The sequence below is a fragment of the Nocardioides sp. NPDC059952 genome (genome assembly GCF_042730435.1).
In the GTDB taxonomy this organism is placed as follows: domain Bacteria; phylum Actinomycetota; class Actinomycetes; order Propionibacteriales; family Nocardioidaceae; genus Nocardioides.
On sequence record NZ_JBHWLY010000082.1, the window covers coordinates 1 to 25,734 of the forward strand.

Annotated in this window: 18 protein-coding genes and 1 tRNA gene; 2 read left to right on the top strand and 17 right to left on the bottom strand. The window is 70.8% G+C overall.

The window, feature by feature from the left end:
• Window positions 1-223 precede the first annotated feature (223 nt).
• A tRNA-Ile gene (locus tag ACFV9G_RS25695) sits at window positions 224-300 on the top strand.
• Here the strand turns inward: ACFV9G_RS25695 and ACFV9G_RS25700 are convergent.
• The 6 genes from ACFV9G_RS25700 to ACFV9G_RS25725 all read right to left on the bottom strand — a co-directional run bounded on the left by ACFV9G_RS25700 (window position 295) and on the right by ACFV9G_RS25725 (window position 6,721).
• Complete coding sequence (locus tag ACFV9G_RS25700; RefSeq protein ID WP_378731371.1) at window positions 295-1,257, bottom strand: GNAT family N-acetyltransferase; 963 nt, start codon at window positions 1,255-1,257, stop codon at window positions 295-297. The two genes, ACFV9G_RS25695 and ACFV9G_RS25700, sit on opposite strands and share 6 nt — an antisense overlap.
• Before the next feature lie 65 nt (window positions 1,258-1,322).
• Window positions 1,323-1,775 (bottom strand): DUF5990 family protein, encoded by a 453-nt coding sequence (locus ACFV9G_RS25705; protein ID WP_378731373.1) that lies wholly within the window; start codon window positions 1,773-1,775, stop codon window positions 1,323-1,325.
• A 12-nt stretch (window positions 1,776-1,787) separates the two neighbouring features.
• Window positions 1,788-4,055, bottom strand: coding sequence for a transglycosylase domain-containing protein (locus ACFV9G_RS25710; RefSeq protein ID WP_378731375.1), 2,268 nt, complete (start codon window positions 4,053-4,055; stop codon window positions 1,788-1,790).
• 196 nt (window positions 4,056-4,251) lie between these two features.
• The gene (locus tag ACFV9G_RS25715; protein ID WP_091048779.1) at window positions 4,252-4,677 is read right to left on the bottom strand and encodes a ribonuclease domain-containing protein; all 426 of its coding nucleotides are present in this window, start codon (window positions 4,675-4,677) and stop codon (window positions 4,252-4,254) included.
• 110 nt (window positions 4,678-4,787) lie between these two features.
• Window positions 4,788-5,441, bottom strand: a complete 654-nt coding sequence (locus ACFV9G_RS25720; protein ID WP_378731378.1) for a response regulator — start codon at window positions 5,439-5,441, stop codon at window positions 4,788-4,790.
• The gene (locus ACFV9G_RS25725) at window positions 5,438-6,721 is read right to left on the bottom strand and encodes a sensor histidine kinase (RefSeq protein WP_378731380.1); all 1,284 of its coding nucleotides are present in this window, start codon (window positions 6,719-6,721) and stop codon (window positions 5,438-5,440) included. Before ACFV9G_RS25725 ends, ACFV9G_RS25720 begins: the two co-directional genes overlap by 4 nt.
• Before the next feature lie 118 nt (window positions 6,722-6,839).
• On the opposite strand from ACFV9G_RS25725, the gene ACFV9G_RS25730 reads away from it, so the two are divergent.
• Window positions 6,840-7,592: a GAP family protein gene (locus tag ACFV9G_RS25730; protein ID WP_378731382.1), complete on the top strand. Its 753-nt coding sequence runs from the start codon at window positions 6,840-6,842 to the stop codon at window positions 7,590-7,592.
• A 5-nt stretch (window positions 7,593-7,597) separates the two neighbouring features.
• Here the strand turns inward: ACFV9G_RS25730 and ACFV9G_RS25735 are convergent, their stop codons facing one another.
• The 11 genes from ACFV9G_RS25735 to rhaI form a co-directional block, all read right to left on the bottom strand.
• Window positions 7,598-8,452 (bottom strand): hypothetical protein, encoded by an 855-nt coding sequence (locus ACFV9G_RS25735; RefSeq protein WP_378731384.1) that lies wholly within the window; start codon window positions 8,450-8,452, stop codon window positions 7,598-7,600.
• Between the two features lie 31 nt (window positions 8,453-8,483).
• The gene (locus ACFV9G_RS25740; protein WP_378731386.1) at window positions 8,484-11,255 is read right to left on the bottom strand and encodes a family 78 glycoside hydrolase catalytic domain; all 2,772 of its coding nucleotides are present in this window, start codon (window positions 11,253-11,255) and stop codon (window positions 8,484-8,486) included.
• 59 nt (window positions 11,256-11,314) lie between these two features.
• The gene (locus ACFV9G_RS25745) at window positions 11,315-14,485 is read right to left on the bottom strand and encodes a family 78 glycoside hydrolase catalytic domain (RefSeq protein ID WP_378731388.1); all 3,171 of its coding nucleotides are present in this window, start codon (window positions 14,483-14,485) and stop codon (window positions 11,315-11,317) included.
• A gap of 93 nt (window positions 14,486-14,578) precedes the next feature.
• Complete coding sequence (locus ACFV9G_RS25750; protein ID WP_378731406.1) at window positions 14,579-15,193, bottom strand: lactate utilization protein C; 615 nt, start codon at window positions 15,191-15,193, stop codon at window positions 14,579-14,581.
• Window positions 15,190-16,638: a lactate utilization protein B gene (locus ACFV9G_RS25755; RefSeq protein ID WP_378731390.1), complete on the bottom strand. Its 1,449-nt coding sequence runs from the start codon at window positions 16,636-16,638 to the stop codon at window positions 15,190-15,192. Before ACFV9G_RS25755 ends, ACFV9G_RS25750 begins: the two co-directional genes overlap by 4 nt.
• Window positions 16,635-17,402: a (Fe-S)-binding protein gene (locus tag ACFV9G_RS25760; protein WP_378731392.1), complete on the bottom strand. Its 768-nt coding sequence runs from the start codon at window positions 17,400-17,402 to the stop codon at window positions 16,635-16,637. Before ACFV9G_RS25760 ends, ACFV9G_RS25755 begins: the two co-directional genes overlap by 4 nt.
• 9 nt (window positions 17,403-17,411) lie before the next feature.
• Window positions 17,412-17,639, bottom strand: coding sequence for a helix-turn-helix domain-containing protein (locus ACFV9G_RS25765; RefSeq protein WP_378731394.1), 228 nt, complete (start codon window positions 17,637-17,639; stop codon window positions 17,412-17,414).
• Between the two features lie 56 nt (window positions 17,640-17,695).
• Window positions 17,696-20,785 (bottom strand): glycosyl hydrolase, encoded by a 3,090-nt coding sequence (locus tag ACFV9G_RS25770; RefSeq protein ID WP_378731397.1) that lies wholly within the window; start codon window positions 20,783-20,785, stop codon window positions 17,696-17,698.
• A gap of 23 nt (window positions 20,786-20,808) precedes the next feature.
• On the bottom strand, window positions 20,809-22,284 hold the full coding sequence (locus ACFV9G_RS25775) for a rhamnulokinase family protein (RefSeq protein WP_378731399.1): 1,476 nt from the start codon (window positions 22,282-22,284) through the stop codon (window positions 20,809-20,811).
• Window positions 22,281-24,311, bottom strand: coding sequence for a bifunctional aldolase/short-chain dehydrogenase (locus ACFV9G_RS25780; RefSeq protein ID WP_378731401.1), 2,031 nt, complete (start codon window positions 24,309-24,311; stop codon window positions 22,281-22,283). The genes ACFV9G_RS25775 and ACFV9G_RS25780 overlap by 4 nt, the downstream gene beginning before the upstream one ends.
• Before the next feature lie 7 nt (window positions 24,312-24,318).
• Window positions 24,319-25,488, bottom strand: coding sequence for an L-rhamnose isomerase (gene rhaI / locus ACFV9G_RS25785; protein WP_378731404.1), 1,170 nt, complete (start codon window positions 25,486-25,488; stop codon window positions 24,319-24,321).
• Window positions 25,489-25,734 lie beyond the last annotated feature (246 nt).

The following is a 25,734-nucleotide window of genomic DNA, read 5'->3' on the forward strand; positions in this document are numbered from 1 at the left end:
GCCTTTTCTACGACCCCGGGCGCCCCGGGGGGCGCCGCCCGGGGGGGGGGGGGGGGCGGGCCCCCCCCGCCACCGGCTGTCGACGATGTGCCGTACAACGTGCGCGAACGCCGGGGCTGCCGCACGTTTTCTCTGTAGGCCTGCAATGGGCGGGCCGGTCGGGGACTGCCAATGCACGTGGTGTCCTGAAACTCGGAACTGCCATGCCCGCTAGGATCTGCCCGGGCCGTTAGCTCAGTCGGTTAGAGCAGAGGACTCATAATCCTTGGGTCGCGGGTTCGAGCCCCGCACGGCCTACCAACGATCGGTGCGCTGGACCTCGTGCATGAGCTCGATCTTGCGGAAGCCGAACTGGCGGTTGATGCGCTGCATCACGTCGTTGGACGGGTCGGTCCAGGTGTGGATGCTGGTGCGCTCGGGGTGGTCGCGTTGGACGGCGGCGAGGGTGGCGACCTTGAGGGCGAGGCCCAGCTTGTGGCCGCGGTGGGCGGACTTGACGAAGGTGTCGTCCTGGATGGCCTCGTCGCTGCCGTGGGCCAGGAAGATGACCGAGTAGCCGACGAGCTCGCCGGTGAGGATCTCACGGGCGGCGGCGGTGATGCGGTCGTAGGAGCGGGCGGTGCTCTTCTCGGCCGAACGGATGCGGTCGGCGGTGTGGGCGACCGTGTCCTGCTCGGTCTTGCCCGGCATCTCCTTGCCCATCTGGTTGCGCAGGCCGACGAACTGGGCGAGCAGCTCCTCGGGGGTGCGGTCCTCCCACATCAGGAGCTCGTAGCCGAGCACCTTGAAGGGCTTGTGAGGCAACGGGAGGTCGGCGGCGAGGTGGTCCTCGCGGCGTACGGACTTGAAGCCGAGCGCCCGCGCGAAGGCCAGGGACGACTTCGGGGGGATGGTCACCTCGGCGGTCGTCAGGGTGCGGCCGCTGGTGCGGCGTACGTCATCGGCGGCTCGCCAGAGCTCGGTGCCGACCCCGCGCCAGCGGTGCACGGGGAGAACATGGATGCCCAGCTCGACGACATGGCTCCGCTCCTCCTCCGGAAGGTCGAGCTCGGCGATGCCGATCGTCTCGCCCTGCTCCTTGGCGGCGAGGAGGACACGGCGGCCGTGGTCGTGCGGGGTGCGCACGGAGTTGGCGAGCGCCTCGAAGGTGCGATGCGACGCGTAGGGTCGATCGAAGGCCATCGATGCCGCCTCCACGGCGTACCAAGCCTTCAGAGCGGTGTCATCGTGGACGTCGACGGGGGCGATCACTGACACGGGCACTATCTAACCGTGTCGGGCAAGGCTGCGGGAAATGAGGTCCCCCAGCAAGCGTTGACACATCATCTGCTTTGGAGCTGGAGGGCCGGCGCGGCCAGTCGAGCGCATCGCGGGCCGCCGCGCTCGTCGGTGAGGTCGACGGTGGCGATGACGTGCTGCCCGGTCCGGCCGTACGCCACCATCGGGGCGAGATCGTCGAGCATCAGTTTGGCGCGACGAAACATCGTGAAACCGTCGCCGCCGAGGTCGCCCCAGGTCAGATAGACGAACCTGGCTCCACGTCTGCCCTGCACCGCGTCGCCGCGGAAGTCCAGACCCGCCTCGACGTCGACGAGCTCGATCTCGGTCTTCCAGACCGCGGTCTCGCTGTCGCCGGGCACTAGGTCGACCGGGTGCTTTCCCCGCTGGATGCCGACATGGACGTTGTGGCAGGGACCATCGTCCAGATGCCAGGTCCGACCTGGGAGGTTGTGGCCACGGATCTCGAGCAGCACCGTTCCGTTCGCCCCGGACACCGACCAGCCGCCTCAGAACGGCCCGGGCTCGGTGGAGGGGTCGTCGGGGTCGGGGTCCGGCGGACCGGGCGTCTTGGTCGGCGTCGGAGTCGGCGTCGGGGTCGGGGTGGGCGTCGGTGTGGGAGTCGGGGTCGGCGTCTGGGACGGCGGCGGCGTGTTCGACGGCTCCGGCTCCTCGGTCGGCTCGGGATCCGGGCTCGGCGGGACGTAGGGTGCGTGGCCGGACTCCGGGGCGTCCCCGTCGAGCTGGGCCGGCGGCGGGAACTCCTCGTAGTCGAGCTCGTCGGTCAGCGCCCCCATGATCTCGACCCAGGTGTCGGCCGGGTAGTCGGCGCCGAAGAAGGTGTCGAGCCAGCCGTCGAGAGCGCCACTGCCCTGGCCTCGGCTGTAGGCCACGGCGGTGGAGAGCTGCGGGGTGTAGCCGACGAACCAGGCCGAGGAGACCTCGTCCTTGTCGTTGGTCGCGGTGCCGGTCTTGCCCGCGGCCGGCTGGACCACCGCGCTGGCGGCCTGGCCGGTGCCGCTGGAGACGACCTGCTGGAGGGCGTAGGAGGTGTCGGCGGCGACATCCTCGTCCATCGCCCGCTTGCTGTCCGCGGTGTCGTCGTGCTCGTAGAGGACGGTGCCGTCGGCATCGACCACCTTGGAGACGACGTAGACGTCGTTGTGCACTCCGCCGTTGGCGATCGTGGCGTAGGAGTTGGCCATGTTGATCGGGCTGACGGTCGAGTTGCCCAGCGTGAGCAGGAAGTTCTCGGGCTGCATGTCCCCACCCGACTTCATCGGGATGCCCGGGTAGGCGGGGTCGCTGCGGTCGCCACGCGGGATGCCGGAGCGTACGGCCATGTCGTAGACGTCCTTGCTGCCGTTGGGCAGCGAGTCGGACATCTCGACGAAGGCGGTGTTGATCGAGTCTTCCATCGCCTGAAGGCTGCTGACGTTGGAGCCGTAGCTATGGCCGTTCGGATCGGCGGCGCTCTGGCCGGAGTTGCGTACGCTCACACCGCCGGGGAACTCCATCGGCGAGTTGCCGTTCCAGGTGTCCTTGAGCGAGTAGCCCGACTTCAGGGCGGCGGCGAGGGTGAACGGCTTCATCGTTGACCCGGCCATCGTGGCGCTGCTCGAGGCCCAGTTGATCTGCGACTCCAGGTAGTCCTGGCCACCGTAGAAGCCGCGCAGGGCGCCGGTCTTGACGTCGACCGTCGCCGCGCCGACGTGCAGCTCGTCGGAGACGTCGCCCTCGATATAGGCCTTCTTGTCGTCCGGACGTACGTCGTTGACCGCATCCTCCGCGGTCTTCATCGTCTTCTTGGTCAGCGTCGTGGTGATGCGGAGCCCGCCGCCGTTGATCTCGTCCTCGGTGACCAGCGGGTTGCCCTGCTCGTCCTTGAGCTTGAGGAGCTCGTCGCGGACCAGCTTGAGCGCGTGACCCTTCTGGCCGCCGTAGCGGCTGTCGGAGCGCGGCTTCTTGAACTTCGGGAGCGACTGCTTGGCCTTCTCCCCCTCGGCGGCGTCGACCATCTCCATCTTGACCATCGAGTTGATGACGTAGCGGTAGCGGCCATCGAGCTCGGCGACCGCCTCCTCGCCGTTGCTCGGGTCGAGGTCGTTGGGGTCGTTGAGGATCGCGGCCAGGGCGGCGGCCTCCTGGAGGGTGAGCTCCGCGGCCGGCTTGTGGAAGTAGGCGTTCGACGCGGCCTCGACACCGTAGGCGCCACGACCGAAGTAGATGGTGTTGAGGTAGCCGGCGAGGATGTCCTCCTTGGACTTCTGCCGGCTGATCTTCAGCGAGATCACCGCTTCCTTCACCTTGCGGGTGTAGGTGCGCTCCTGGGTGAGGTAGAGGTTCTTGACGTACTGCTGGGTGATCGTCGAGGCACCGGACTGGGCGCCACCGGTGTTGTTGTTCACCAGCGCGCGGGCGATGCCCTTGAGGTCGATGCCGCTGTTGGTCCAGAACGTACGGTCCTCCGCGGCGACCGCGGCGTCCTTCATCAGCTGCGGAATCTCGTCATAGGGCAGCGAGTCGCGGTCCTGCGAGTCGGCGATGTAACGCCCGAGCTCGTCCTTGCCGCCGCGGTAGTAGACGAAGGAGGTCTCCTTCTCGTAGGCGGCGTTGGCGTCGGGGATCGGGATGGCGTTGTAGGCCACGATCACACCCAGGGAACCGATCAGCGCGCCGACCAGAATCACGATGAAGAAGGCCTTCAGGACCTTCTTTCCTCGCTTCTTCTTCGGCGTCGGTGTCGGTATGTAAGGCGGATTGCCCTGCCAGCTCACGATGTCCCCTCCCGCGGTCACAAACGTCCCTAGAGTACGGCGGGCATCCAGCCGCTTCGCGATCCTCGGACCCGTGTTCTCGACGTCTCAGCCGGGGCTCAGCGAGGTCTCAGGAGGTCATCAGCACGCGAACGGGCCTCCGACCTGGGCCGGCGATGCCGTGTCTGCCCAGGTCAGAGGCCCGTTTTCGAAAGGCTCAGACCAGGAAGTAGAAGGTGCTGTAGTGGTCGGGGGTGAAGTAGACGTCCCCCGTTGTGGTGTCCACCACGAGCCGGTAGGACTGGCGCTGCGCACCGCATTCACGCGGGGTCACGTCGAACTCGAGGTAGGAGTGGCCCGAGGGCAGCTCCCCTTCGTAGTTGTTGTAGGTGCCACCGGAGAAGTTGCAGGTGCCGGTGGGCGGCCAGTCGTGCCAGCCACGGTTGGTCGGGTAGCCCAGCGAGGCCCAGACCTCGTTGGAGTCGAGGGCCTCGGCACAGCCCTTGTGGGTGCAGCTCTCGATCCAGTCGGCCTGGGCGGCGGGGGCGAGCGCGACGCTCCCACCGAGCAGGCCGGTGGTGGCGACGAGAGCTGCGAGGAGCAGCTTGAGCATCGTGAGCACGGAGCGGTTCTTCCCGGACATGAATCCTCCAGTGTGTGCGTTACGGACGGTTGGTAATTCTGCTACCTGACACGTCCGGATGGGGGCTCCGAAGGTCACGAACCGGTGAACTCTGGGGTGTGAGCGTGCCTTCAGACGATGCCCGCCTCGCGCGCGAGGATCGCCGCCTGGACCCGCGAGGCGACGCCGAGCTTCGCCAGGACGCGGGATACATGGGTCTTCGTGGTCGCCTCGGAGATCACCAGCCGCCCGGCGATCTCCGCGTTGGACAGGCCCTGGCCCAAGGCAGCGAGCACGTCCCTCTCCCGAGGTGTGAGATCGGCAGGAAGAGGTACGCCGCGCGTGGCCGCCGGGCCGGATCGGTCGGGTGCGCCGGCGAGCTCGGCGAGCACCCGGCGGGTCACCTCCGGAGCGACCACGCCGTCGCCCGCGGCGACGTGCCTGACCGCGTCGACCAGGTCGGCGGCCTCCGCCGACTTGAGCAGGAACCCGGCCGCGCCGGCGCGGAGGGCACCGAAGACGTACTCGTCCAGGTCGAAGGTGGTGAGCACGAGTACGTCGGCGAGCCCCTCCTCCACGACCTGGCGGGTCGCGGTCACGCCGTCGGTGCCGGGCATGCGTACGTCCATCAGGACGACGTCGGGGCGCAGCGCCCGCGCGTTGGCGACCGCGGTCGCACCGTCGGCGGCCTCCCCCACCACCTCGATGTCGCCGGCGGTGGCCAGGAGCATGCGCAGGCCCGCGCGGATGGCGGCGTGGTCGTCGGCGAGCAAGACGCGGATCATGCGCTCGCTCCCGGGAGCGGCAGGATCGCCCGGACCCGCCAGCCGGGTCCGTCGGGGCCGGCCTCGAACGTGCCGCCGAGCGCTTCGGCGCGTTCGCGCATCGACACCAGCCCGGTGCCGGTGCCGGCCTCGGCCGCGTACTCCTGCGCACCACCGGCGTCGGTCACCTCGATCTCGAGGGTGGTTCCGGGGACCAGGCGCAGGTGGGTCGTGCCACCACCATGCTTGAGCACGTTGGTCAGGGACTCGCGCACGATCCGGTAGACGGCGTGGTCGACCGCGACCGGCAGCGCGAGGTCGGCGCCGTCGAGAAGCCCGCCGGGGTCGTCGACCCGCAGCGTCAGACCGGCCAGCCGCGCCTGCTCCAGGACGGGGCCGAGGTTGGCGGCGCGGGAGGCGGCGGTGAGGTCCTCGGCGTCGCCGGTCCCGCCGTCGGAGCGCAGGACACGGATCATCGCGCGCATGTCGTCCAGCGAGGCCAGGCTCTCGGCCCGCACCGATCGCAGCGCCGCCCGGTCGCGCTCCGGGTCGTGCTCTCCGGCGAGCGCCGCGCCCGAGGTCAGCGCGATGGCGGACAGGTGGGAGGCGACGACATCGTGCAGGTCACGGGCGACCGCGGAGCGCTCGGCCCGGACCGCGTCGTGCCGTTGCGCGTCGGCCAGGCGCAGCAGCGCGGCGCTGCGCTCCCGCTCGAGCCGGGCCCGGTCCTCGGCGGCGTCGGCGAGCTCGCTGCCCTGACGTACGTTGCTGCCCCACCACATCGGGGTGACGACGATCGCGAAGAGGGTGAGCGCGAGCACGACGGGGGTGCGCGGGTCCGAGGTGGCCGCGGCGGAGGCGACGACCGCGGCCGCGATGGCGACCGCGACGGCCACGGTGGCGATGCGTCGCGCCAGCGGCGATCCGTGCAGCTGGCCGGCGAAGAGCGCGTCCCAGAGCACCACCACCATCGCGATGCTGCCCCCGAGCAGCAGGTCTGCCCCGAAGCAGAGGGCGACGACGATCTGCACCGCGAGCGGCCGCCGCCGCTTGAGCACGAGCGCTCCGGCCGCGAGGGCGAGCGGGACGAGATGCCACCAGATCGGCACGCTGTCCAGGTCGATGCCGAAGGGGTGCAGGCCGCGTACGCCCCCTACCTGCCCCAGCGCGTGCAGCGCGAGACCGGCGACGAGGACGACCACCGCGTCGAGCCAGGCCAGACGGCGGTCCGCGGCGCGAAGGCTCGTGCCGCCGCCGAGAAGCGCCGCCGGCAGCTGCTGCAGCAGGGTCGGGCGGTCCACGGCACCATCTCAGCACGTACGCCGCCTCCCCGGGGTCATCCGAAGGATGTATCTCCGCCCGGAAGGATCACCGGTTCGGCCGACGCGCACGGGACCGGCCGCACGCGAGCCTCGGGGCATGGACATCGACCTCGGACCGCTGACCGGCGACCTCGGCGGCACTGCGACGTACGTCGCGCTGGCAGTGCTGGCGCTGATCGACTCGACCAGCTTCGGCACCTTGCTGATCCCGGTGTGGCTGCTGATGGCGCCGGGCCGGGTGCGGCCCGGACGGATCCTGGTCTATCTGGGTGCGCTCGCCGGCTTCTACGCGTTGCTCGGCATCGCGATCCTGCTGGGTGGCTCGGCCGTGGCCGACACGGTCTCCGGGCTGAGCGACTCGCGCCCGTTCCTGTGGGGACAGCTGCTCGTGGGGGTCGGACTGTTCGCGCTGAGCTTCAAGCTCGACCCTCCCGGGTCGGGCAGGCAACGGTCCGACGCCCCCGAACCCCCGAGCCGCCTGCTCCGCTGGCGCGAGCGAGCCGTCGCCTCGGAGTCCGGCTCGGCCTCGGCACTGGCCGCGCTGGCGGTGCTGGCCGGGCTGGTCGAGGCCGCGTCGATGCTCCCCTATCTCGCCGCGATCGGGGTGATCGGCACCCAGGGACCGGACTGGCCGGTCTCGGGACTGTGGGTGCTCGGCTACTGCGTGGTGATGATCGCTCCGGCGCTCCTGCTCACCGCCGCACGGGTCCTCGCCGCTCCTCTGGTGGCGCGGCCACTGGCCATCCTCGACGGCTGGCTGGTCAAGCACGCCGCGAGCGCGACCGCGTGGGCCGTGGGCATCGTCGGGTTCCTGCTCGCCCGGGCAGCGCTCGGGCCGCTCTTCGGCTGAGTCCCTCACTCCCAGCCGCAGTAGCCGGGCAGGAAGTCGTAGAGGGCACGCTTCTGCGCCTTGCTGAGCTTCATGAAGTAGCTGGCCCCGTCAGGGACTCCGGGGCCACCGACATGGACGCGGAAGAGGCTGCCGACCTTGTCGTCGGCCAGTGCGTGCGGGTCGCAGCGGGCGGGCAGGACCCGCAGCTCGAGGGTGGCCGCCTCGCCCGTCATCGGGCGCGGGGTGAACCGCGGCCAGGTCGGCGTCTCGGCGGCGAGCTGGAAGAGGACGGTGCCCTCCCAGCCGTCGAAGGTGGCCTCGGGGGCCTTCTCGGTCGGGGTGAAGGTGACCGGGAGGACGAAGACGCTCTGCTTGCCCTCGCCCTCGACCCGGGGATCCCCGACCGTGATCTCGGCCGCCTCGGTCAGGGTGCGCTCGGCGCAGTCGCGGTCGAGGAGGCGGTCGACGTTGGCGTACCTGTCCTCGGCGCGGCCGGTGCTGGTGCGCCACTCCCCCGCCTCGTCCCCGCCCCCGCCGGTCTCGCGCCAGGTGATGGTCACGTCGGCGTCCCCGCCCTCGCCGCACTCTCCGCGCGGCATGTCGAAGTCGAAGTCCATCTCCGGCTCGACCGGTTCCGAGCCTTTCCATCCGGCTCGGAACCGGTCGCTGCTCACCTCGAGGCGCGATACCTCGATCGTGGAGCCGGTGTCGTTGACGAGGCGTACGAACGCCTCACCGGTGTTGCGCTGGAGCCGGGTCTGGTCGAGGTAGGCGGTCAGCCCGTCGGGCCAGGCCGTCTCGCGCGGCTCGCTCGTCCCGCAGGCGGCCAGGGCCGCCCCGATCAGAAGACCCGCGGCGAGCACGGCGATTCGGCGCACTGCGGCAGATTAGCGGAGTCACGGCACCTGTTCATGCCCCTTTCTTGAAGGTCCAGGCACCGGAGCCGATCCGGTAGGAGGTGATGCCGTTCTCGGTGCCGAGGCGCTCCGGGGCGGTCCTGCCGGGGCCGGTGGCCAGGTAGGAGCCTGCGGGGAGGCGTACGACGGCGGTGACGTTGACAGGGACGGTGGCGCGGAGGGCGACGGCTCCGGATCCGCTGCGGGTCCAGTCGGAGGCGACGCGGCCACGCTGGGTGACCACGGACCCCTTGGCGTGGGTCAGGCCGGTGGCCGGGACGCTCAGCTCGACCTCGGCGGCGCCGGGGGCGCTGGTGCGGATGCCGAGCACCGACTCGGTGACGTCGACGATGCCGCGCGAGCCCCAGCCATGGGAGGCGCTGTTGGCCGAGCCGCTCAGCTCCCAGGCCTCGGGGGTGAAGGTGCCGCCGTCGGCGAGCCAGCCGGCCCAGCCGTAGTCGTCCTCGTTGGTCAGCAGGTTCAGCACACCCTCGCCCGCGCCGGAGTCGGCCAGGGCCTCGAGCAGCACGTGGGCGGTCATCGGGCCCTGCTTCATCCCCTGGGCGGCGATCTGCTCACCGAGCGCGGTGACGTCCTGCTCCGGTGCGACGCCGAAGGTGATGGCGTACGAGGTCGCGTGCTGTCCGGCGTGGGCCGACTGGGTGCCGTCGGCGAGCAGGCCGTCGACGTAGGTCCCGTCGGCCTTGCGCAGCGTCTGGTTCATCCGGGCGGCGAGGGCGTCGGCATCCGAGTTGAGCGCGGCGACCTCCTCGGCCGGGCGGTCCAGCTCCTCGCCGATCAACGCGACCTTGCGGAGCACGTCGACGCCGAGTGCGTTGACCGTGGTCCTGGCGGCGGTGGTCATGTCGTAGCCGAAGCGGCCGTGGGCGGGCCAGTCGACGATCCCGTACAGGTACTGGCCGGAGCCGCCGGACAGGTTGGTGACCAGCCCCTGGGTCGGGCCGCTGGTGGCGATGTGGCGGCGGATGTAGCCGGCGGTGGCGGTGAGGTTGTCATAGGCGTCCTCGAGGACGGCCTTGTCGCCGGTCTCGAGGTAGTAGCGCCAGATCCAGTCGGGGACGACCTCGGTGAAGTCGGGGATGTCGCGCTTGCCGTCGCCGTTGGGGTAGACCGCGTTGTAGCGGCCGGCGTCGTTGCCGGTGGTCCAGTAGCGCTCCTGGCTGAGCAGGAACTCCCGGATCGCCTGGCGGGAGGCGACCCGCTCGCGCTGAGAGGACATCAGGCCGATCGAGATGTTGGCGGTGTCGTGCAGGAACTGGCCCTGCTCGCGCGTCGGGGTGTCGACGAAGGTCTCCTGCACCGAGTAGCGCAGCGAGCGGTCCATCAGGTCCCAGACGTCGTCGAGGGTCTCGTCGGAGCTCTCGAAGGTGGCGGCGCCGTCCTCGTCGTAGGCGGTGTGGACGACGGTCGCGGTCACGTCCTCGGTCGTGATCTCCTCGCCGGCGCCCGGGACCTCGAGGTAGCGGAAGCCCAGGTGGCCGACCGCCAGGTAGTCCTGCGCGCCGGCGGCCTGGGTGTAGGGGAAGGACATGTTGGTGCTCTGCGTCGAGAGTCCCGTGGTCGAGACCCGGCCGGTGTCGGCGAGCTCGTAACCCGCCCGGATCGGGACCTGTCGCCCGGCGACTCCGTCCGCGAAGTGCACGCCGGGTCGGGCCGGGATGATCGTGCCGAAGTCCGCGACCGGGGTGCCGTCGGCGGCTCGGAGGATGCGCTCGGGATGGACGACGGTCTCCTCGAGCCGGGTCTGCTGGCCCTCCAGGTGGGTGAACGGCGCCACCGGGTGCGCGCCGATCACGACGGCGTTGCTCCAGGTCGTGTCGTCGTAGCCGGGCGCGGTCCAGTCGCCGATCGCCCGCGCGGCCTGACCGTCGAGGTGCTCGATCCACAGGCCCTCGCCGTTGCGGGTGCCGACGGTGACGTACGGGCCGCGGCGGACCTTCCAGGAGCCGTCGGAGACGATCGTGGTCGTCTCACCGTCGGCGTAGGTGAGCTCGAGCTTCAGGAGTACGCCGGGGATGCCCGCGGCGCGGCCCTGGCCACCACTGAACCAGTGCAGCTTGACGCCGAGGGCGAGGGTCTCGCCGGGAGTGACCAGGTCGGTGACGTCCGCGGCCTGGTAGTAGCCCTCGCTCGGGTAGCCGAAGTTGCTCATCCGGTCGGCCTGCTCGCCGCCGAGATAGAGCTCGGCGGTGTGGCTGGCGGCCAGGTAGCTGCGGGCGCGGACGATCCTGCCCTCCGGGACCTCGACCTCGGTGCGGGCCAGGGTCCACTCGTCGCGCTCCTGGGCGGGGTTGTCCGCGGTGCCCGGTGGTCTCCTGATCCAGCTCGCCCCGGCCCAGTCGGTGTCGTCGAGCCCGGTCTCGAAGGCCGCCTCGGCCGACCAGCGTGAGGGCTGCTTGCGGCGATCCCAGGTCTTGACCCGCCAGGTGTAGCTGCTGCCGGGCTCGAGGTTCTCGCCGGCGTAGTCGACGTAGGACTGCTGCGCGGAGGACACCTTGTCGGAGTCCCAGACGATGTCACCGGCGGCGTCGCGTACCTCGATCTTGTAGGCGCTCTGCACCTCGTTGGCGTCGCTGTCCTGGGGCAGCCAGCCGAACCGCGGGGTCAGGTCGGTGTTGAGCGGTCGGGTGATGTCGTCGACGGTCAGGTCGACGGGCTGGTCAGGTGCGGTGTTGCCCGGCGCCGCTCCCGAAGGGGAGATGGCGGCCGAGAGGCTGGTGACGACGAGCGCGCTGGTGACGATCGCGGCCAGGCGGAGCTTCATGGGGTCCTCCGAGCGAGTTGATACGTTTCTGTGGCCGGATCCGGCCACAGCCTTCTGGTTCAGCAGACGGCGCGAAGCCGCTCGACCTCCGGGCTCTGGCCCGGGCTCGTGCTGAGCACGTGGCAGCCGGAGGGCACGTCCTGGATCACCAGGTACTCGCCCTCACGGGTGGCGGGCACCGAGCGCCCGTCGAGGAATACCTGGTCTCCGGACGTCGACGGCACGAGGACATCGGCCCGGGAGTTGCCCGGAACGCTCACGCCGACGTCGACGCCGCGCGCGGTCGTGGCGTACGCAGCGCCGATGCGACCGCGGAGCGTAGGCAGGGTGACGTGGGCCCAGGGGACCCCGGCGGGCTGTGGCCGGACGCGGAACTCCGCGTAGCCCGGCACCAGGGGCTCGATGCCGAACATGCCCTGCGGCACGTTGTAGGCCGGCGACGCCGCCCAGGGGTGCGACCAGGTCATGTTGGACTTCAGGGAGGTGTCCCAGGCCTCCGCGGTGGCGCCGGCTCCCTTCGCGATCATGTTGAGCCAGCTGCGGAGCCCGGTGCTCGTCAGCAGCTGGTGCGCGACGTCTCCGCGGTCACCGTCGTAGAGGGCCTCGAGGACGAAGGCGGCGCAGTAGACGCTGCAGGCCATGCCACGGGTGCCGATGTAGTCCGCGGCGCGTTGCGCGACCTCGCCCTGGGCGAGCCCGAACGCGGTGGCGAAGACGCTGGCCTGGAGCGCCCAGTGCTGGATCGGGGTGCCGTCGGCGTTCAGACCGTCACGGAAGGCGCCCGTGGCCGGGTCCCACAGCCGGTCGTTGGCCGCGTTCCGGAGGCGGTCGGCGATGGCGGTGTACGTCGCCGCGTCGGCGTCGTGACCCAGGACGGTCGCGATCTCCGCCATGTCGCGGAACGAGCGGTGGCCGATCGCGTTGATGACGGTGTTGTAGGGCCGGAAGACATAGCCGTCACGCTCCGAGGCCGGCCAGTCGACGATGTCGCAGTCGGTGCAGGTGCCGCCGGTCAGGCCGGTGTCCTTGCGGATGAGGCCTGTCGACTGCTCGACCCACTCCAGAGGCAGCTTCTCCTGCAGGGCGGTGTAGTTGCGGGCCAGGGCCTCGGTGTCACCGGTCTGCTGCCACGAGTCGTGGAAGGCCAGGATCGTGTACATCGGCCACTCGGTCGGCCACGTCCTGCGGGTGAGCAGGTAGTCCAGGGAGTAGTTGCCCAGGGTCGGGTCGCTGGAGACGAAGAAGTTGGCCATCATCTGCAGGTAGCTGTCGGCCTCGTAGGCACCGCGTTCGCGGCTCCAGGAGTCGACGTAGAGGTCGTGGTTGGTGGCCTCGATCGTGTTGCGCGAGAGTGCCCACACGCGGTCGAGGTCGTCGTCGGCGGAGTCGAAGACCGCCTCGTCGGTGTCGAAGGGGTAGATCTGGGCGAGGGCGGGGAAGTCGGCGGCGCCCAGGCCTGTCGGGGCGCCGATGACCTCCGCGTAGCGGAAGACCCGCATACCCCAGGTCTCCAGGTGCTGCTGCCCCTCGCGCAGCGTCCACCTGTCCTGGTAGGTGTTGCCGGTCCGCATGGCGTACCGCACCGTCTGGGGGGCGGAGAGCTCCTCGCCGAACCGGAGGTCGAGCACCTGGCCCGCGGTGCCGTCGAGGTCCAGGGAGAGACCGCCGATCCAGGTACGTCCGTAGTCGATGAAGTAGTGGCCGGGCGCCTTCTCCACCACGCTGACCGGCTTCCTCAGCTGTTGCTCCACCTTCGCGGTGGGGGCGGCGCGGAGGTCGCCGAAGGCCGGGCGCGCCGCGGCGTCGCTCCAGCCGGAGTCGTCGAAGCCCGGCTCGGCGAAGCCCTCGGGCCACTGGGCCGACTGCAGGTTCTCCTTCGGCGCCGAGAAGAACGAGGTCCCGATGCTGCCGGCGGCAGGGAAGACCTTCGCGCCCGCCAGTGCCCGCCACCGGGGACTGCTCACGACCACGTCACGGGTGCCGTCGGCGTACTCCACGACGAGCCGGCCGAGGAAGCGCCGGTCGCTGCTCGTCCAGCCGAGCACGCCGATCGCGTTGTCGGCTCCCGGCCGGAGCGCGGCGGTCACGTCGAAGCCGTCGTAGCGGGCCTCGCCGCGGATCGGCTGCGTCGGACCGAGGCCGACGAACCGGCCGTTGAGCCATGCCTTGTAGACGTACTGCCGACCGGGTGCGGTCGAGGATGCGGTCGCGTAGAGGGTGGCGGCCGCGATCGGCTTGCCGGGCAGGGTGAACTCGTGCCGGAGGAAGGCCCAGTCCTGCGACTCGACGCCGTAGACGCAGTTGGAGTTGGTGCCGATCTCGAGCCAGCCGCCCGCCACGGCGCCGCAGGCGAAGTCGCTGCCAGCGGAGAAGTCGTTGGCGTAGAGGACCTCGCCGGAGGCGGAGGTGACGCTCAGGTCGTCCCACGCGTTGCGCTCGGATCCGCCGGTGCGGAAGCCGACTGTGCCGGCCGCGAAGTCGGTGAGGGTCCGGGTGTCGATGAGGGTGTCGTCGAGCCAGGTGCGGATGGTCGTTCCTTCGGCCTGGATCCGCAGCCGGTAGGAGGTCCCGCGGACGAGCGCCACCGGCAGCGGCACCGAGTCCAGCTGGGTGAAGGTGCCGCCCACGCGCTTGTGGGGAGCGAAGGTGTTGGCCCCGTCGCCGCGGAACTGCCACATGTAGTAGTTGCTGGCGTCCGTGGCCCGGAAGGCGATGGTGGCGTTCTGCGACGTGATCCGGAAGGTGGTGTCGATGGTGACGTCGCCCCAACTGATGGCGCGGGCGGGGGCGAGCCAGATGGGTTCCGCCTGACCCCACTCCTGGCCGGGACCGGTGGTGAAGGTGGCCGCCTTCGACCAGTCGGAGCCCTTTCCGCGCCCGTCCCAGGTGCGTACGCGCCACCGGTAGGTCTGCTCCGACTCGAGCTCCGGCCCGGCGTAGGGCACGTTGGTGCTCGCCGAGGACGTGACGCGACCTGAGTCCCACACCCCGGCGGCGCCGATGCCCTCGCTGGCCCGAGCGACCTGCACGCGGTAGGCGCTCTGCTCGGCGAAGGGAACGTGCCAGGCCAGCAGGGGCGAGTCGAGGTCCTCCACGTCACGCGGCGAGGACAGCTGCGAGACGGTGAGGTGGGTCGCGGCCGCGCCGTCGACGGCAGCGGCCGGGACCGGCGCCGAGACGACGGCGGTGATGAGGGCGCTGGTGACGACCGCGGCCAGGCGGAGCTTCATGGGGGTCCTCCGGAGCGTGATTGATACGTTTCACTGCTACCCGGAGACTATGACGCCCGTCACATGGTCGGGAAGGGTCGTGGCCGGATCCGGTCAGCTTCCGCCGGAAACCACCAGGACATGGAGGGTGCGGGGGCCGTGTACGCCTTCGACGCGGTCGAGCTCGATGTCGCTGGTGGCCGAGGGGCCGCTGATCCAGGTCTGCGGTCGGGCCGGGTCGAGGAGGGCGATCGCCTCGGGGACGTCGGGGACCACCTGGTCCTCACGGACCACGCAGATGTGCGTGTCGGGGACCAGGGAGATCGCCCGGCGGCCCTGGTCGGGGGCGTGGTCGAGGACGATCGTGCCGGTCTCGGCGATGCCGACCCGGGCCTCGGTGACGACCGCCGCGATCCGGTCCAGCTCGGCCGCGGTGAGGGTGCCGTCGTCGAGGATCGCGTCGGCGACCTGGATCGAGAGGCCGGGCGGGACCACCACCTGGCCGGCGGGGAGGGCTGCGGCGATCCGGTCCGCCAGGTCGTCGGGCGCGCAGCGCTCGACGACGGCGCGGTAGTCGGCGACACGTTCGGCGAAGAGGTCGACGATGTCGCCGGTGACCTCCCGTGGGACCGGAGTGCTCTCCGGTCTCGGCGCCGGCTCGACGTCGGCCAGCGCTGCGCGGACGCGGGCGAGGATCTCGGTGCGTGCGTCGGTCATGGCCATCCTCAGCTCTCGTTCTTTCCGCCGTCGGTTCCCCCGCCGTTCGTGCGCAGCCACCACGCCCGGAAGCTCTCCCCCGGCGCCTCGGGCAGGTCACGCGCGCCGAGCCAGGCCTTCGGCCCGAACCGACGCGCGACACGCATCCCCACACCGGTGAGGCGCTCGACGGCGGAGAGGCGGCGCGAGCGCCCCAGGACGTACGCCGCACCCTTCATCGCCACCGCCTCCGGCTTCGGCACGCCGCCTCGGTGGGCGTCGACCACCTGGGCGCGCTGGTCGACGAGGACGGAGGGGATGTCGATGCGTACCGGACAGACCTCGAAGCAGGCCCCGCACAGCGAGGAAGCGTAGGGCAGCGAGTCGGTCTGGTCGTCGTGCCCGACGCCCTTCAGCAGCGGGTTGAGGATGGCGCCGATCGGGCCCGGGTAGACCGAGCCGTACGCATGACCGCCGGTGCGCTCGTAGACCGGGCAGACGTTGAGGCAGGCCGAGCAGCGGATGCAGCGCAGCGCCTGCCGGCCGACCTCGTCTGCCAGCGCGCGGGTGCGGCCGTTGTCGAGGAGCACGACGTGCACCTCCTGCGGACCGTCTCCGGGGGTGACGCCGGACCACACCGAGGTGTAGGGGTTCATCCGCTCGCCGGTCGAGGACCTCGGCAGGAGCCTGAGCATCGGGTCGAGGTCCTCCCAGCGGGAGACGACCTTCTCGATGCCGACCACCGAGACCAGCACCTCGGGCAGGGTCAGGCACATCCGGCCGTTGCCCTCCGACTCGACCACCACGAGCGTGCCGGTCTCGGCGACCGCGAAGTTGGCGCCGGAGATACCGACCTTGGCGCGCAGGAACTTCTCGCGCAGGTGCTCGCGAGCGGCGCCCGCGAGCACCGCCGGCTCATCGGTCAGATCGGACGGCGCCGGACGACCAGCAGCCGCCATCTTCGAGCGGAAGATCTCGCGGATCTCGGCGCGGTTGCGATGGATCGCGGGAACGAGGATGTGCGAGGGCAGGTCGTCGCCGAGCTGCACGATCAGCTCGGCCAGGTCGGTCTCCCAGGCCGCGATGCCCTCCTCGGCGAGCGCCTCGTTGAGCCCGATCTCCTGGGTCACCATCGACTTGACCTTCACGACCTCCTCGGCGGCGTGCGCCTTGGCGATCGAGGCGACGATCGCGTTGGCCTCGGCGGCGTCACGGGCCCAGTGGACGGTCGCGCCGTTGGCGGTGAGGGTCTCCTCGAGGCGTACGAGCTGGGTGTCGAGGTCGCGCAGGGCGCGCTCCTTGACCGCGGCACCGGCCAGGCGCAGCTCCTCCCAATCGGGGACCTCGGCGACGACCTTGGCCCGCTTGGCGCGGATGGTGCCGGTCGCGTGGGCCAGGTTGTGGCGCAGCTGGGAGTCGGCGAGGGCCTCGCGCGCGGCCTCCGGGAAGGCCGGCATTCCGACGAATGTGCCCGTCATCGCAGAGCCCCCTCGGTCGAGGCGAGGATCTCGGCGAGATGGACGGTGCGTACGCCCGAACGCTGCCGGGAGAGCACGCCACCGATGTGGGTCAGGCACGAGTTGTCGCCGGCGACCACGATCTCGGCGCCGGTCTCGCGGATGTGGCGGGCCTTGTCGGCGCCCATGGCGATCGAGGTGTCGGCGTTCTTGACCGCGAAGGTGCCACCGAAGCCGCAGCACTGGTCGGCCCCGGGCAGGTCGACCAGCCGGATCCCCCGGACCGCCTCGAGCAGCTGACGTGGCCGGTCCCCCACTCCCAGCATCCGCAGCGAGTGGCAGGTCGGGTGGTAGGTCACCCGGTGCGGGAAGTAGGCGCCCACGTCGATCACGCCGAGCACGTCGACGAGGAACTCGGAGAGCTCGTAGACCTTCGGGGCGACCTCCGCGACCGCCTTCTCGAGGGCCTCGTCGCCGGAGCGGCGGGCCACGATCGAGTGCTGGTGCCGTGCCGAGCCCGCGCACGATCCGGACGGCGTCACGACGGCGTCGTAGCCGGCGAAGGCGTCCACGAACGTACGCACCACCGGGACCGCCTCGTCCAGGTAGCCGGTGTTGACCATCGGCTGCCCGCAGCACGTCTGTGCCTGCGGGAAGTCGACCTCGACGCCCAGCCGGCGCAGGAGGCGTACGACGGCCTGGCCTGTGCTCGGGTAGAGCGCGTCGTTGATGCACGTGACCATCAGTGCGACTCGCATCGAGCCTCCTTCGTCTCTGGTGACCATCAAATCAGTTCAGATGAGTCCTGTGCGTACGGCCCGCACGACCGCCTCCACACTCGTCCCCGCTCCCAGCGCATCCGCGGCCGCCCGGAGACGGCGCCGCACGGTCCGCTCGGAGATGCCCAGCGCACGCGCGATCCGCTCGATCGTGTAGCCCCGAGCGAACAACGCCAGCACCTCCACCTCGTCCTTGGGAAGGTCGGTGGGAGCAGATGGTCGTACGCCGCCCGAGGCTGCCACGGTTCACTCCTGTCTCAGCATGGGGCTGACCGGCGGGTGAGGGTGGGACGCCGGGCTCATCCGGCCACCACCTTCTCGACGTAGGGCACCAGCCGCACCGGCCCGGCGAGCCCGTAGCTCTGCCTGGTCGCCACGCCGTAGACCGACGGGGTGACGGTGCGCAGCCGGTTGAGCAGCGTCGAGGCCACCTCGATCTCGATCGTGTTGGAGCCCCGGACCAGCGCGTGGCCGAGGTCGACGACGGAGTCCATCGGGTCGCACGGCGCCAACAGCTCGCCGTTGACCCGAACACGGAACGTGTCGTTGACATCACCGAGCTCGAGGAAGGCACCGTCGTCGCGGGTCCAGTCCTCGCCGAGGTCCACCACCGTGCGGTAGCGGCCGATGCCGGAGACGTCCTCGAGGCCGGCGACCTTCGACCAGGACTGCGGCGCCGCGAGGTCGCTGGTCACGACCTCCTTCGTCGTGGCGAGGTCCTTGGGGTCGGTTGGGTTGGCCGGCTTCCAGTCCTCGAGCGCAAGCGCCCAGGACTGCGGCGTCACCGGCTCGCGGACCCGGTCGACGACGACCTTCACCGTCCGCCCGTCGGCCTTGGTGAGCTCGAAGCTGCCGGCGGTCGTCGTGCGCAACGCGACGTTGGCGCCCCGCGCCACCACGGCCTGGCCAGCGGTGGCGACGGGGAGAACAGAGCGGGCGACGCCCGCGCCCGGGGCCGCGAGAGCGACCACGGTGGACTGGCCAGGAACCAGGTCGACGCTGACGCGGACCCGGCTCCCGGAACGCTCGTAGGCGGCGATCCGGGTGACCTCACCGGTCCAGGCGTCCAGCAGCCACGGCACCGCGGCGCGGTCGGTGGCGGTCAGCCAGACGTCCTGCCGCACCGGGTTGAGCCGCCGGTTCTCGGCGTGCCTCGCGTTGGCGAGGTAGTAGAGGTCGGTCTTGCCGGTGATGCGCCGCACGTGCATGACGGTGGAGTCGGCGTGCTCGACGTCGCGTACGACACCGAGCTCGGCCAGCGCGCCGCCGACCCCTGCCTCCAGGACGCTGCGGGTCGTCGGCAGCGCGGCGATCTTCGTCATCAGGTCACGGACCTCGGCGACCGCGGCCTCGTCGGTGCGGCCGATCGGGGTGGCGTCGCGGCCCCAGTCCTTGCCGGCATCGTTGACCAGGACGATCGGCAGGCCCGCGCGTCCCAGGGCGAGCGCCTTGCGGGCGGCCTCCAGGTCGATCGTGACCTCGCGGCTGCGGATCTTGTCGGGGCCGATGACGAGCACCTTGTAGGCCGGGCCGTCCGGCGCCAGCCGCCCACCCTCGAACCTCACCTCGTCGCGGGTCAGCAGCGCGGAGGTGATGAACGAGTGCGACCAGCCGAGCTTGGTGCCGTCGTTGGTGACCCAGAACGGGCCGATGCCGGTGGAGGCACCGGCCTTCTGGCGCAGGAAGACGATGTCGTACGTCGGGCGGCCGGTCCGCAGGACCAGCTGGGTGCGGGCGAGGTAGCGCGCGATCCCGGGGATGTGCTCCCACTGCGGCGTCCGCGGTCCCCACGCCTCGCCGTAGCCGATCGCGCCGTTGTAGTAGGGCGAGAACGCGGCGAAGCCGGGCCAGGTGACGTCCGGGGCGGCGGCGTAGGGGAAGCCGTGGATCATCGCGTGGTTGACGCCCGCCGCGAAGATGCTGTTGATCGTGAACAGCGCCTGGTTCTGCGCCGTGGGGCTGGTGCTGTTGGCGCCCCAGGTCGTGTTGTAGGCGCCGCCGTTGTAGCAGATCGCCTCGCAGGAGAGCACCTGCTTGCCGGCGATGTCGCGGCCGCCGGCCATGACCCGGTAGTCGTCGAGGTTCTTGAAGCCCAGCGACTCCGTCTCGGCGATGTCGAGCAGCGCGGAGTGCTCGGTGGCGTCGGTCTCCAGCCCGTACGCCTGGATCCGCAGCCCCATCCCGAGCGAGCGCGCGAAGCGCTGCATCGGCAGCAGGTGGTGGTCGCGGTAGAGGTCGGAGAGGACCTGGTTGAAGTCGTCGCGCACCTGGTTCGTACGCAGCGAGTCGGTCGTCGCGGGAGCGCCGGGTGTGCCGAGCGCGAAGCGGTAGGCCTCGTCGACCTCGAGCACCACCGGGAGGAACGGCTGGAGGTCGTAGCCGGCCCGGGTGCGGAACTCCTCGAGCAGCTTCGGCGTCCAGATGGTGGCGTCCGACTCGATCTCGAGGGAGTCCTCGAAGAGGTAGCCGCCGGCCTTCTTGAGAAGGGAGCGCATCTCGCCGTCGAGGATCGTGTCCTGCCACAGGTCGACGACCGCCCGGGTGCCGGCGTCGCTGAAGTGGTCGACGACGTAGGAGCGCGGCGAGGTGTGCGGGCCTGCCTCGGGCTCCTGCCCGCTCCCCCGGCGCCAGGTGGCGAGGACGACCCAGGAGCCGGCCGGGTCGGCCGGGGCGGTCCAGGTCAACCGCCCGTCGCTCACCTGTCCGGAGAGGTCGAGGTAGGAGTCGGGGTCGAGGGTCGTGATCGAGGAGGTCGCGGCCGTGATCCGATGCGCCTGGACGGTGACCAGCTCGACCCGGTCACCGTGCGACTCCCCCTGCGGGCCCGGGAGCGCGTCGTCGAAGGTCTGGCCTGCGACGACGTCGACCCGGCCGTAGGCGAGCTCGCTGCAGGCCGCGTCGTCGTCCGGGGTGATCGTGGAGACCGCGGCCGGCCACGAGGGACCGACGGTCAGGTCGATGCGTACGTCTCGCTTCGCGCCCCGCGCCAGCGCCGCCTTCACCCCGGCGACCCAGGACGAGCTGCCCCAGCCGTACTTCGCCACGTCGACCTCGATGCCGCGGGCGCGCAGGCTGTGGGTGACCACCGCGACCTCGAGCACGCCGAAGCCGGCGTCGGCCACGGTGTCCACCTCGCGGGCGACCTCGGCCGGGTCGACCAGGCCGTAGGGCCACCACCAGCGGAAGCCCGCCGCCGAGGCGGTGCCGGGCTTGCGGAACGCCTTCGTGAAAGCGTCCGGGAGGCCGGCGGCGCTCTCCGCCGCCTGCGCCGGCGCGTTTCCGAGGGCACCGGCGACTGCAGCGGTGCCGAGGGTGGCTGCCGCGGCGCCGAAGAGCGCACGGCGGCTGATCCTGGGGTTGGGCCTGGGGGTGGAGAAGGAGTCGGTCATGGGGGTGCCTTCGGGGAGCAGGGTCAGGAGATGCGGGCCTCTGCGGCGGCCCAGTCGAGGCCGTCGCGCGGCTCGAAGCGGCGTACGTCGTAGGAGCGGCGGACCAGATCCCGCATCGCGGGGAGGTCGGGCAGGTCGGCCCCGAGAGCCCTGCCCTGCACCAGTACGTTGCCGAGTGCGGCCGCCTCGACCGGACCGGCGAGAACCGGCAGGCCGCAGGCGTCCGCGGTGAGCTGGCAGAGCAGCTCGTTCTGGGAGCCGCCGCCGACGACGTGGACGACCTCGGGTGAGGTGTCCGCGAGGGCGGCCGCGGTGCGGACGTGGCGTCGGTAGGCGACAGCGAGACTGTCGAGGATGCAGCGGGTGATCGCGGCCGGCGAGTGCGGGATCGCCTCCTCGGACTCCGCGGCCAGCGCGGCGATCCGCTCGGGCATCGGGTCGGCCGACGTGCTCGGGAAGAGCAGCCGCGGGTCGTTGATGTCAACCACCGTACGCAGCGGCTCGAGCTCCGCCGCGGCCGCGAGCAGCGAGCGGAGCTCGGCGCCCTGGAAGCGCCGCTCGCTCCACGAGCGCAGCGACTCGGACAGGACCCACAGGCCCATCACGTTCTTGAGGAACCGGATGGTCCCGTCGACGCCGACCTCGTTGGTGAAGTCGGCGAGCCGGGCGTCCTCGGTCAGCACGGGCCGGTCGAGCTCGAGGCCGACCAGGGACCAGGTGCCCGAGGAGATGTAGGCGAAGTCGCGGGCCTGCGCGGGGACCGCGACGACCGCCGAGGCGGTGTCGTGGGAGCCCACCGCCACCACGGGGACCTCGGCCGAGGCGCCCAGGTCCTCGGCGACGTCGGGCAGCAGCGGCCCGAGGAGAGAGCCCGGGTCCCGAAGGGGCGGGAGGACCCCTTCGGGAAGCCCGAGCTCCCGGCACAGGTCGACCGCCCAGACGCCCTGCCGGACGTCGTAGAGCTGGGTGGTCGAGGCGTTGGTGCGCTCGGCGCCGATCGCACCGGTGAGCCAGTAGCCGAGCAGGTCCGGCAGCAGCAGCATCGTCTCGGCCGCATCGAACGCGGTGGTGCCGCGGGCCGCGACGAGCTGGTAGATCGTGTTGAACGGGAGCTGCTGGATGCCGGTGGTGCCGTAGAGCGTGGCCGCACCGATCTGCGCAACCACCTTCTCGGCGATCCCCTCGACACGGGCGTCGCGGTGGCTGAAGACCTGGCCGAGCAGCTGACCGTCGTGGTCCAGCAGCCCGTGGTCGATGGCCCAGGAGTCGATGCCGATGCCGTGCAGCGGTCCCGTGCCGGCCACCTCACGGATGCCGGTGAGCACCTCGCGATGGATGCCGAGCACGTCCCAGAAGAGCGAGCCGCGGACGCGTACCGCCCCGTTGGGGAAGCGGTGCAGCTCGTTGATCTCGACCCGGTCGCCACCGATCCGGCCGGACATCACCCGACCGGAGGTGGCACCCAGGTCGACCGCGGCGACCCTGACTGCCGGACTCATCGCAAGAAGGCCGCGGCGACGCCGGCGTCGACGGGGACGTGCAGGCCGGTGGTGTGGGTCAGGTCGGGCCCGCAGAGCACGAAGACGGCGTTGGCGATGTTCTCCGGGAGCACCTCGCGCTTGAGCAGGGTGCGCTGGGCGTAGAACTTGCCGAGCTCCTCCTCCTTGACCCCGTAGACCTCGGCCCGCTTGGCGCCCCAGCCGCCGGCGAAGATGCCGGAGCCCTGGACCACGCCGTCGGGGTTGATGCCGTTGACCTTGACGCCGTGCTCACCGAGCTCGGCGGCCAGCAGGCGGACCTGGTGGGCCTGGTCGGCCTTGGCTGCGCCGTAGGCGACGTTGTTGGGCCCGGCGAAGAGCGAGTTCTTGGAGGAGATGTAGACGATGTCGCCGCCCATCTCCTGCTCGATCAGCACCTTCGCCGCAGCCTTGGAGACAAGGAACGAGCCCTTGGCCATCACGTCGTGCTGGAGGTCCCAGTCGCGCTCGGTGGTCTCCAGCAGCGACTTGGACAGCGACAGGCCGGCGTTGTTGACGACCAGGTCGACACCGCCGAAGGCGAGCACCGCGGCGTCGAACATCGCCTGCACGGCGGCCTCGTCGGAGACGTCCGCGGCGAGACCCACGGCGACGTCGGGGCCGCCGATCTCGGCGGCAGCGGCCTCGGCCTTGGCGAGGTCGAGGTCGGCGATCACGACGCAGGCACCCTCGGCGGCGAGCCGCTGCGCGGTGGCCTTGCCGATGCCGGAGGCGGCGCCGGTGACCAGGGCGACCCTGGTCGCGAGGGGCTTGGGTGCGGGCATCCGCTGGAGCTTGGCCTCCTCGAGCGCCCAGTACTCGATCCGGAACTTCTCCGACTCGTCGATCGGGGCGTACGTCGAGAGCCCCTCGGCGCCGCGCATCACGTTGATCGCGTTGACGTAGAACTCCCCCGCCACCCGGGCGGTCTGCTTGTTCTTGCCGAAGGAGAACATGCCGACGCCGGGGACCAGGACGATGAGCGGGTCCTTGCCGCGGATCGCGGGGCTGTTCGCGTCCGCGTGCCGGTCGTAGTAGCCCTGGTAGTCCTCGCGGTAGCTGACCGCGAGCTCCTTGAGGCGGGCGATCGACTCCTCCACCGAGGCGGAGGCCGGGAGGTCGAGGACCAGCGGCTTGACCTTGGTGCGCAGGAAGTGGTCGGGGCACGAGGTGCCGAGCTCGGCCAGACGCGGGTGCGCCTCGCTGGCCAGGAAGTCGAGGACCACCTCGGCGTCGGTGAAGTGGCCGACCATCGGCTGGTCCGCCGAGGCGATGCCACGGATCGTGGGAGCCAGAGCAGCAGCCTTCGTACGCCGCTCCGCCTCGTCCAGGGGCGCGTAGCCGTCGAGCGCCGGGCCGAAGGGCTCCGCCTTGCTGTGCTCGGCGATGTAGCCGGCGGCCGTGTCGATGATCCAGAGCGAGTTCTTCTCGGCCTCCTCGGAGGTGTCGCCCCAGGCGGTGATGCCGTGGCCACCGAGGATGCAGCCGACCGCCTGCGGGTTCTTCGCCTTGATCTCGGCGATGTCGAGGCCGAGCTGGAAGCCGGGTCGGCGCCACGGCACCCAGACGACCTGGTCGCCGAAGATCTCCTTGGTGAGGTTCTCGCCGTCGGCGGCGGTCGCGATCGCGATGCCGGAGTCGGGGTGGAGGTGGTCGACGTGCTCGGCGTCGACGAGGCCGTGCATCGCGGTGTCGATCGACGGCGCAGCGCCGCCCTTGCCGTGCAGGCAGTAGTCGAACGCGGCGACCATCTCGTCCTCGCGCTCGACGCCCGGGTAGACGTCGACGAGCGCACGCATCCGGTCGAGCCGGAGCACCGCCAGACCGCTCTCCTTCAGGGTGCCGAGGTCACCGCCGGAGCCCTTCACCCAGAGCAGCTCGACGTCCTGGCCCGTCACCGGGTCGGTCGCGGTGCCCTTGGCGGAGGTGTTGCCGCCGGCGTAGTTGGTGTTCTTCGGATCCGCGCCGAGACGGTTCGAGCGCGCGATCAGGTCTTCTGCAGTGGTCATGGGGTTCTCAGTTCCATCCGGCCTGGGTGCCGCCGACTCGGGCGGCTTCGATCTGTTCCTGGTAGCCGCTGGCCAGGTAGGCGCGCATCGGGTCCGCGGCCAGGCCACGGTCCTCACGCCACCCGCCGAGGTCGGCGCGTACGTCGGTGTAGAAGGCGTCCATGAAGATCTCGTTGGCCAGGAGTACGTCGCCGTCCTCCTGCGCCTTGGCGAGAGCGTCGGTATCGAGGAGGAGCGCCCGCGCGGACATCTCCTGGACGTTGAGCACGGACCGGATCTGGCCCGGGATCTTCTTCTCGATGTTGTGGCACTGGTCGAGCATGAACGCGACCCCGCCATCCTTCAGCGGCTTGAAGCCGCCGCCGCGGACGACCTCGACGAGGATCCGGAAGAGCTGGAACGGGTCGGCCGCGCCGACGATCAGGTCGTCGTCGGCGTAGAAGCGGCTGTTGAAGTCGAAGGAGCCGAGCTTCCCCAGCCGCAGCAGCTGCATCACGATGAACTCGATGTTGGTGCCGGGCGCATGGTGGCCGGTGTCGAGGCAGACGACGGCCCGGTCACCGAGGGCGCTGACCTGGGCGAACGACGTGCCCCAGTCGGGGACGTCGGTGTGGTAGAACGCCGGCTCGAAGAACTTGTACTCCAGCACCAGGCGCTGCTCCTCGCCCAGGCGCTCGTAGATGGTCGCGAGCGACTCGGCGAGCCGGTCCTGGCGGCCGCGCATGTCGGCCTGCCCCGGATAGTTGGACCCCTCGGCGAGCCAGATCTTCAGGTCGCGCGAGCCGGTCGCGTCCATCACCTCGATGCACTCGAAGTGGTGGTCGATCGCCTTCTGCCGGATCTTCGCGTCGGTGTGGGTGAGCGCACCGAGCTTGTAGTCGTCGTCCTGGAAGGTGTTGGAGTTGATCGTGCCGAGCGCGATCCCCTGGTCCTCGGCATAGCCGCGCAGCGCCGCGTAGTCATCGACCCTGTCCCACGGGATGTGCAGCGCGACGCTCGGCGCCAGGCCGGTGAAGCGGTGGACGGTGGCCGCGTCGGCGACCTTCTCCTCGGGGGTGCGCGGGGTGCCGGGGGTGCCGAAGACCTTGAACCGGGTCCCCGAGTTTCCGTAGGCCCACGAGGGGACCTCGATCTCAAGGGCGGCCAGGTCGCCCGAGATCTGGTCGAACGTCGTCATCGGAGAGCCTCTCTGTGTGCGGTTGAAAGGTTTCAAAGCGCGCATCCGACGTTAGTGGCGCACGTCACTTGCGTCAAGAGGGGGCTGGCTTTCGTTGCGTTTCAGTTTTCGCGCCGGCCCTCGCCGAGTCGGCGCATCCTGACCGCAACCGTCGCCGAGTCGGCGCATCCTGACCGCAACCGTCGCCGAGTCGGCGCATCCTGACCGCAACCGTCGCCGAGTCGGCGCATCCTGACCGCAACCGTC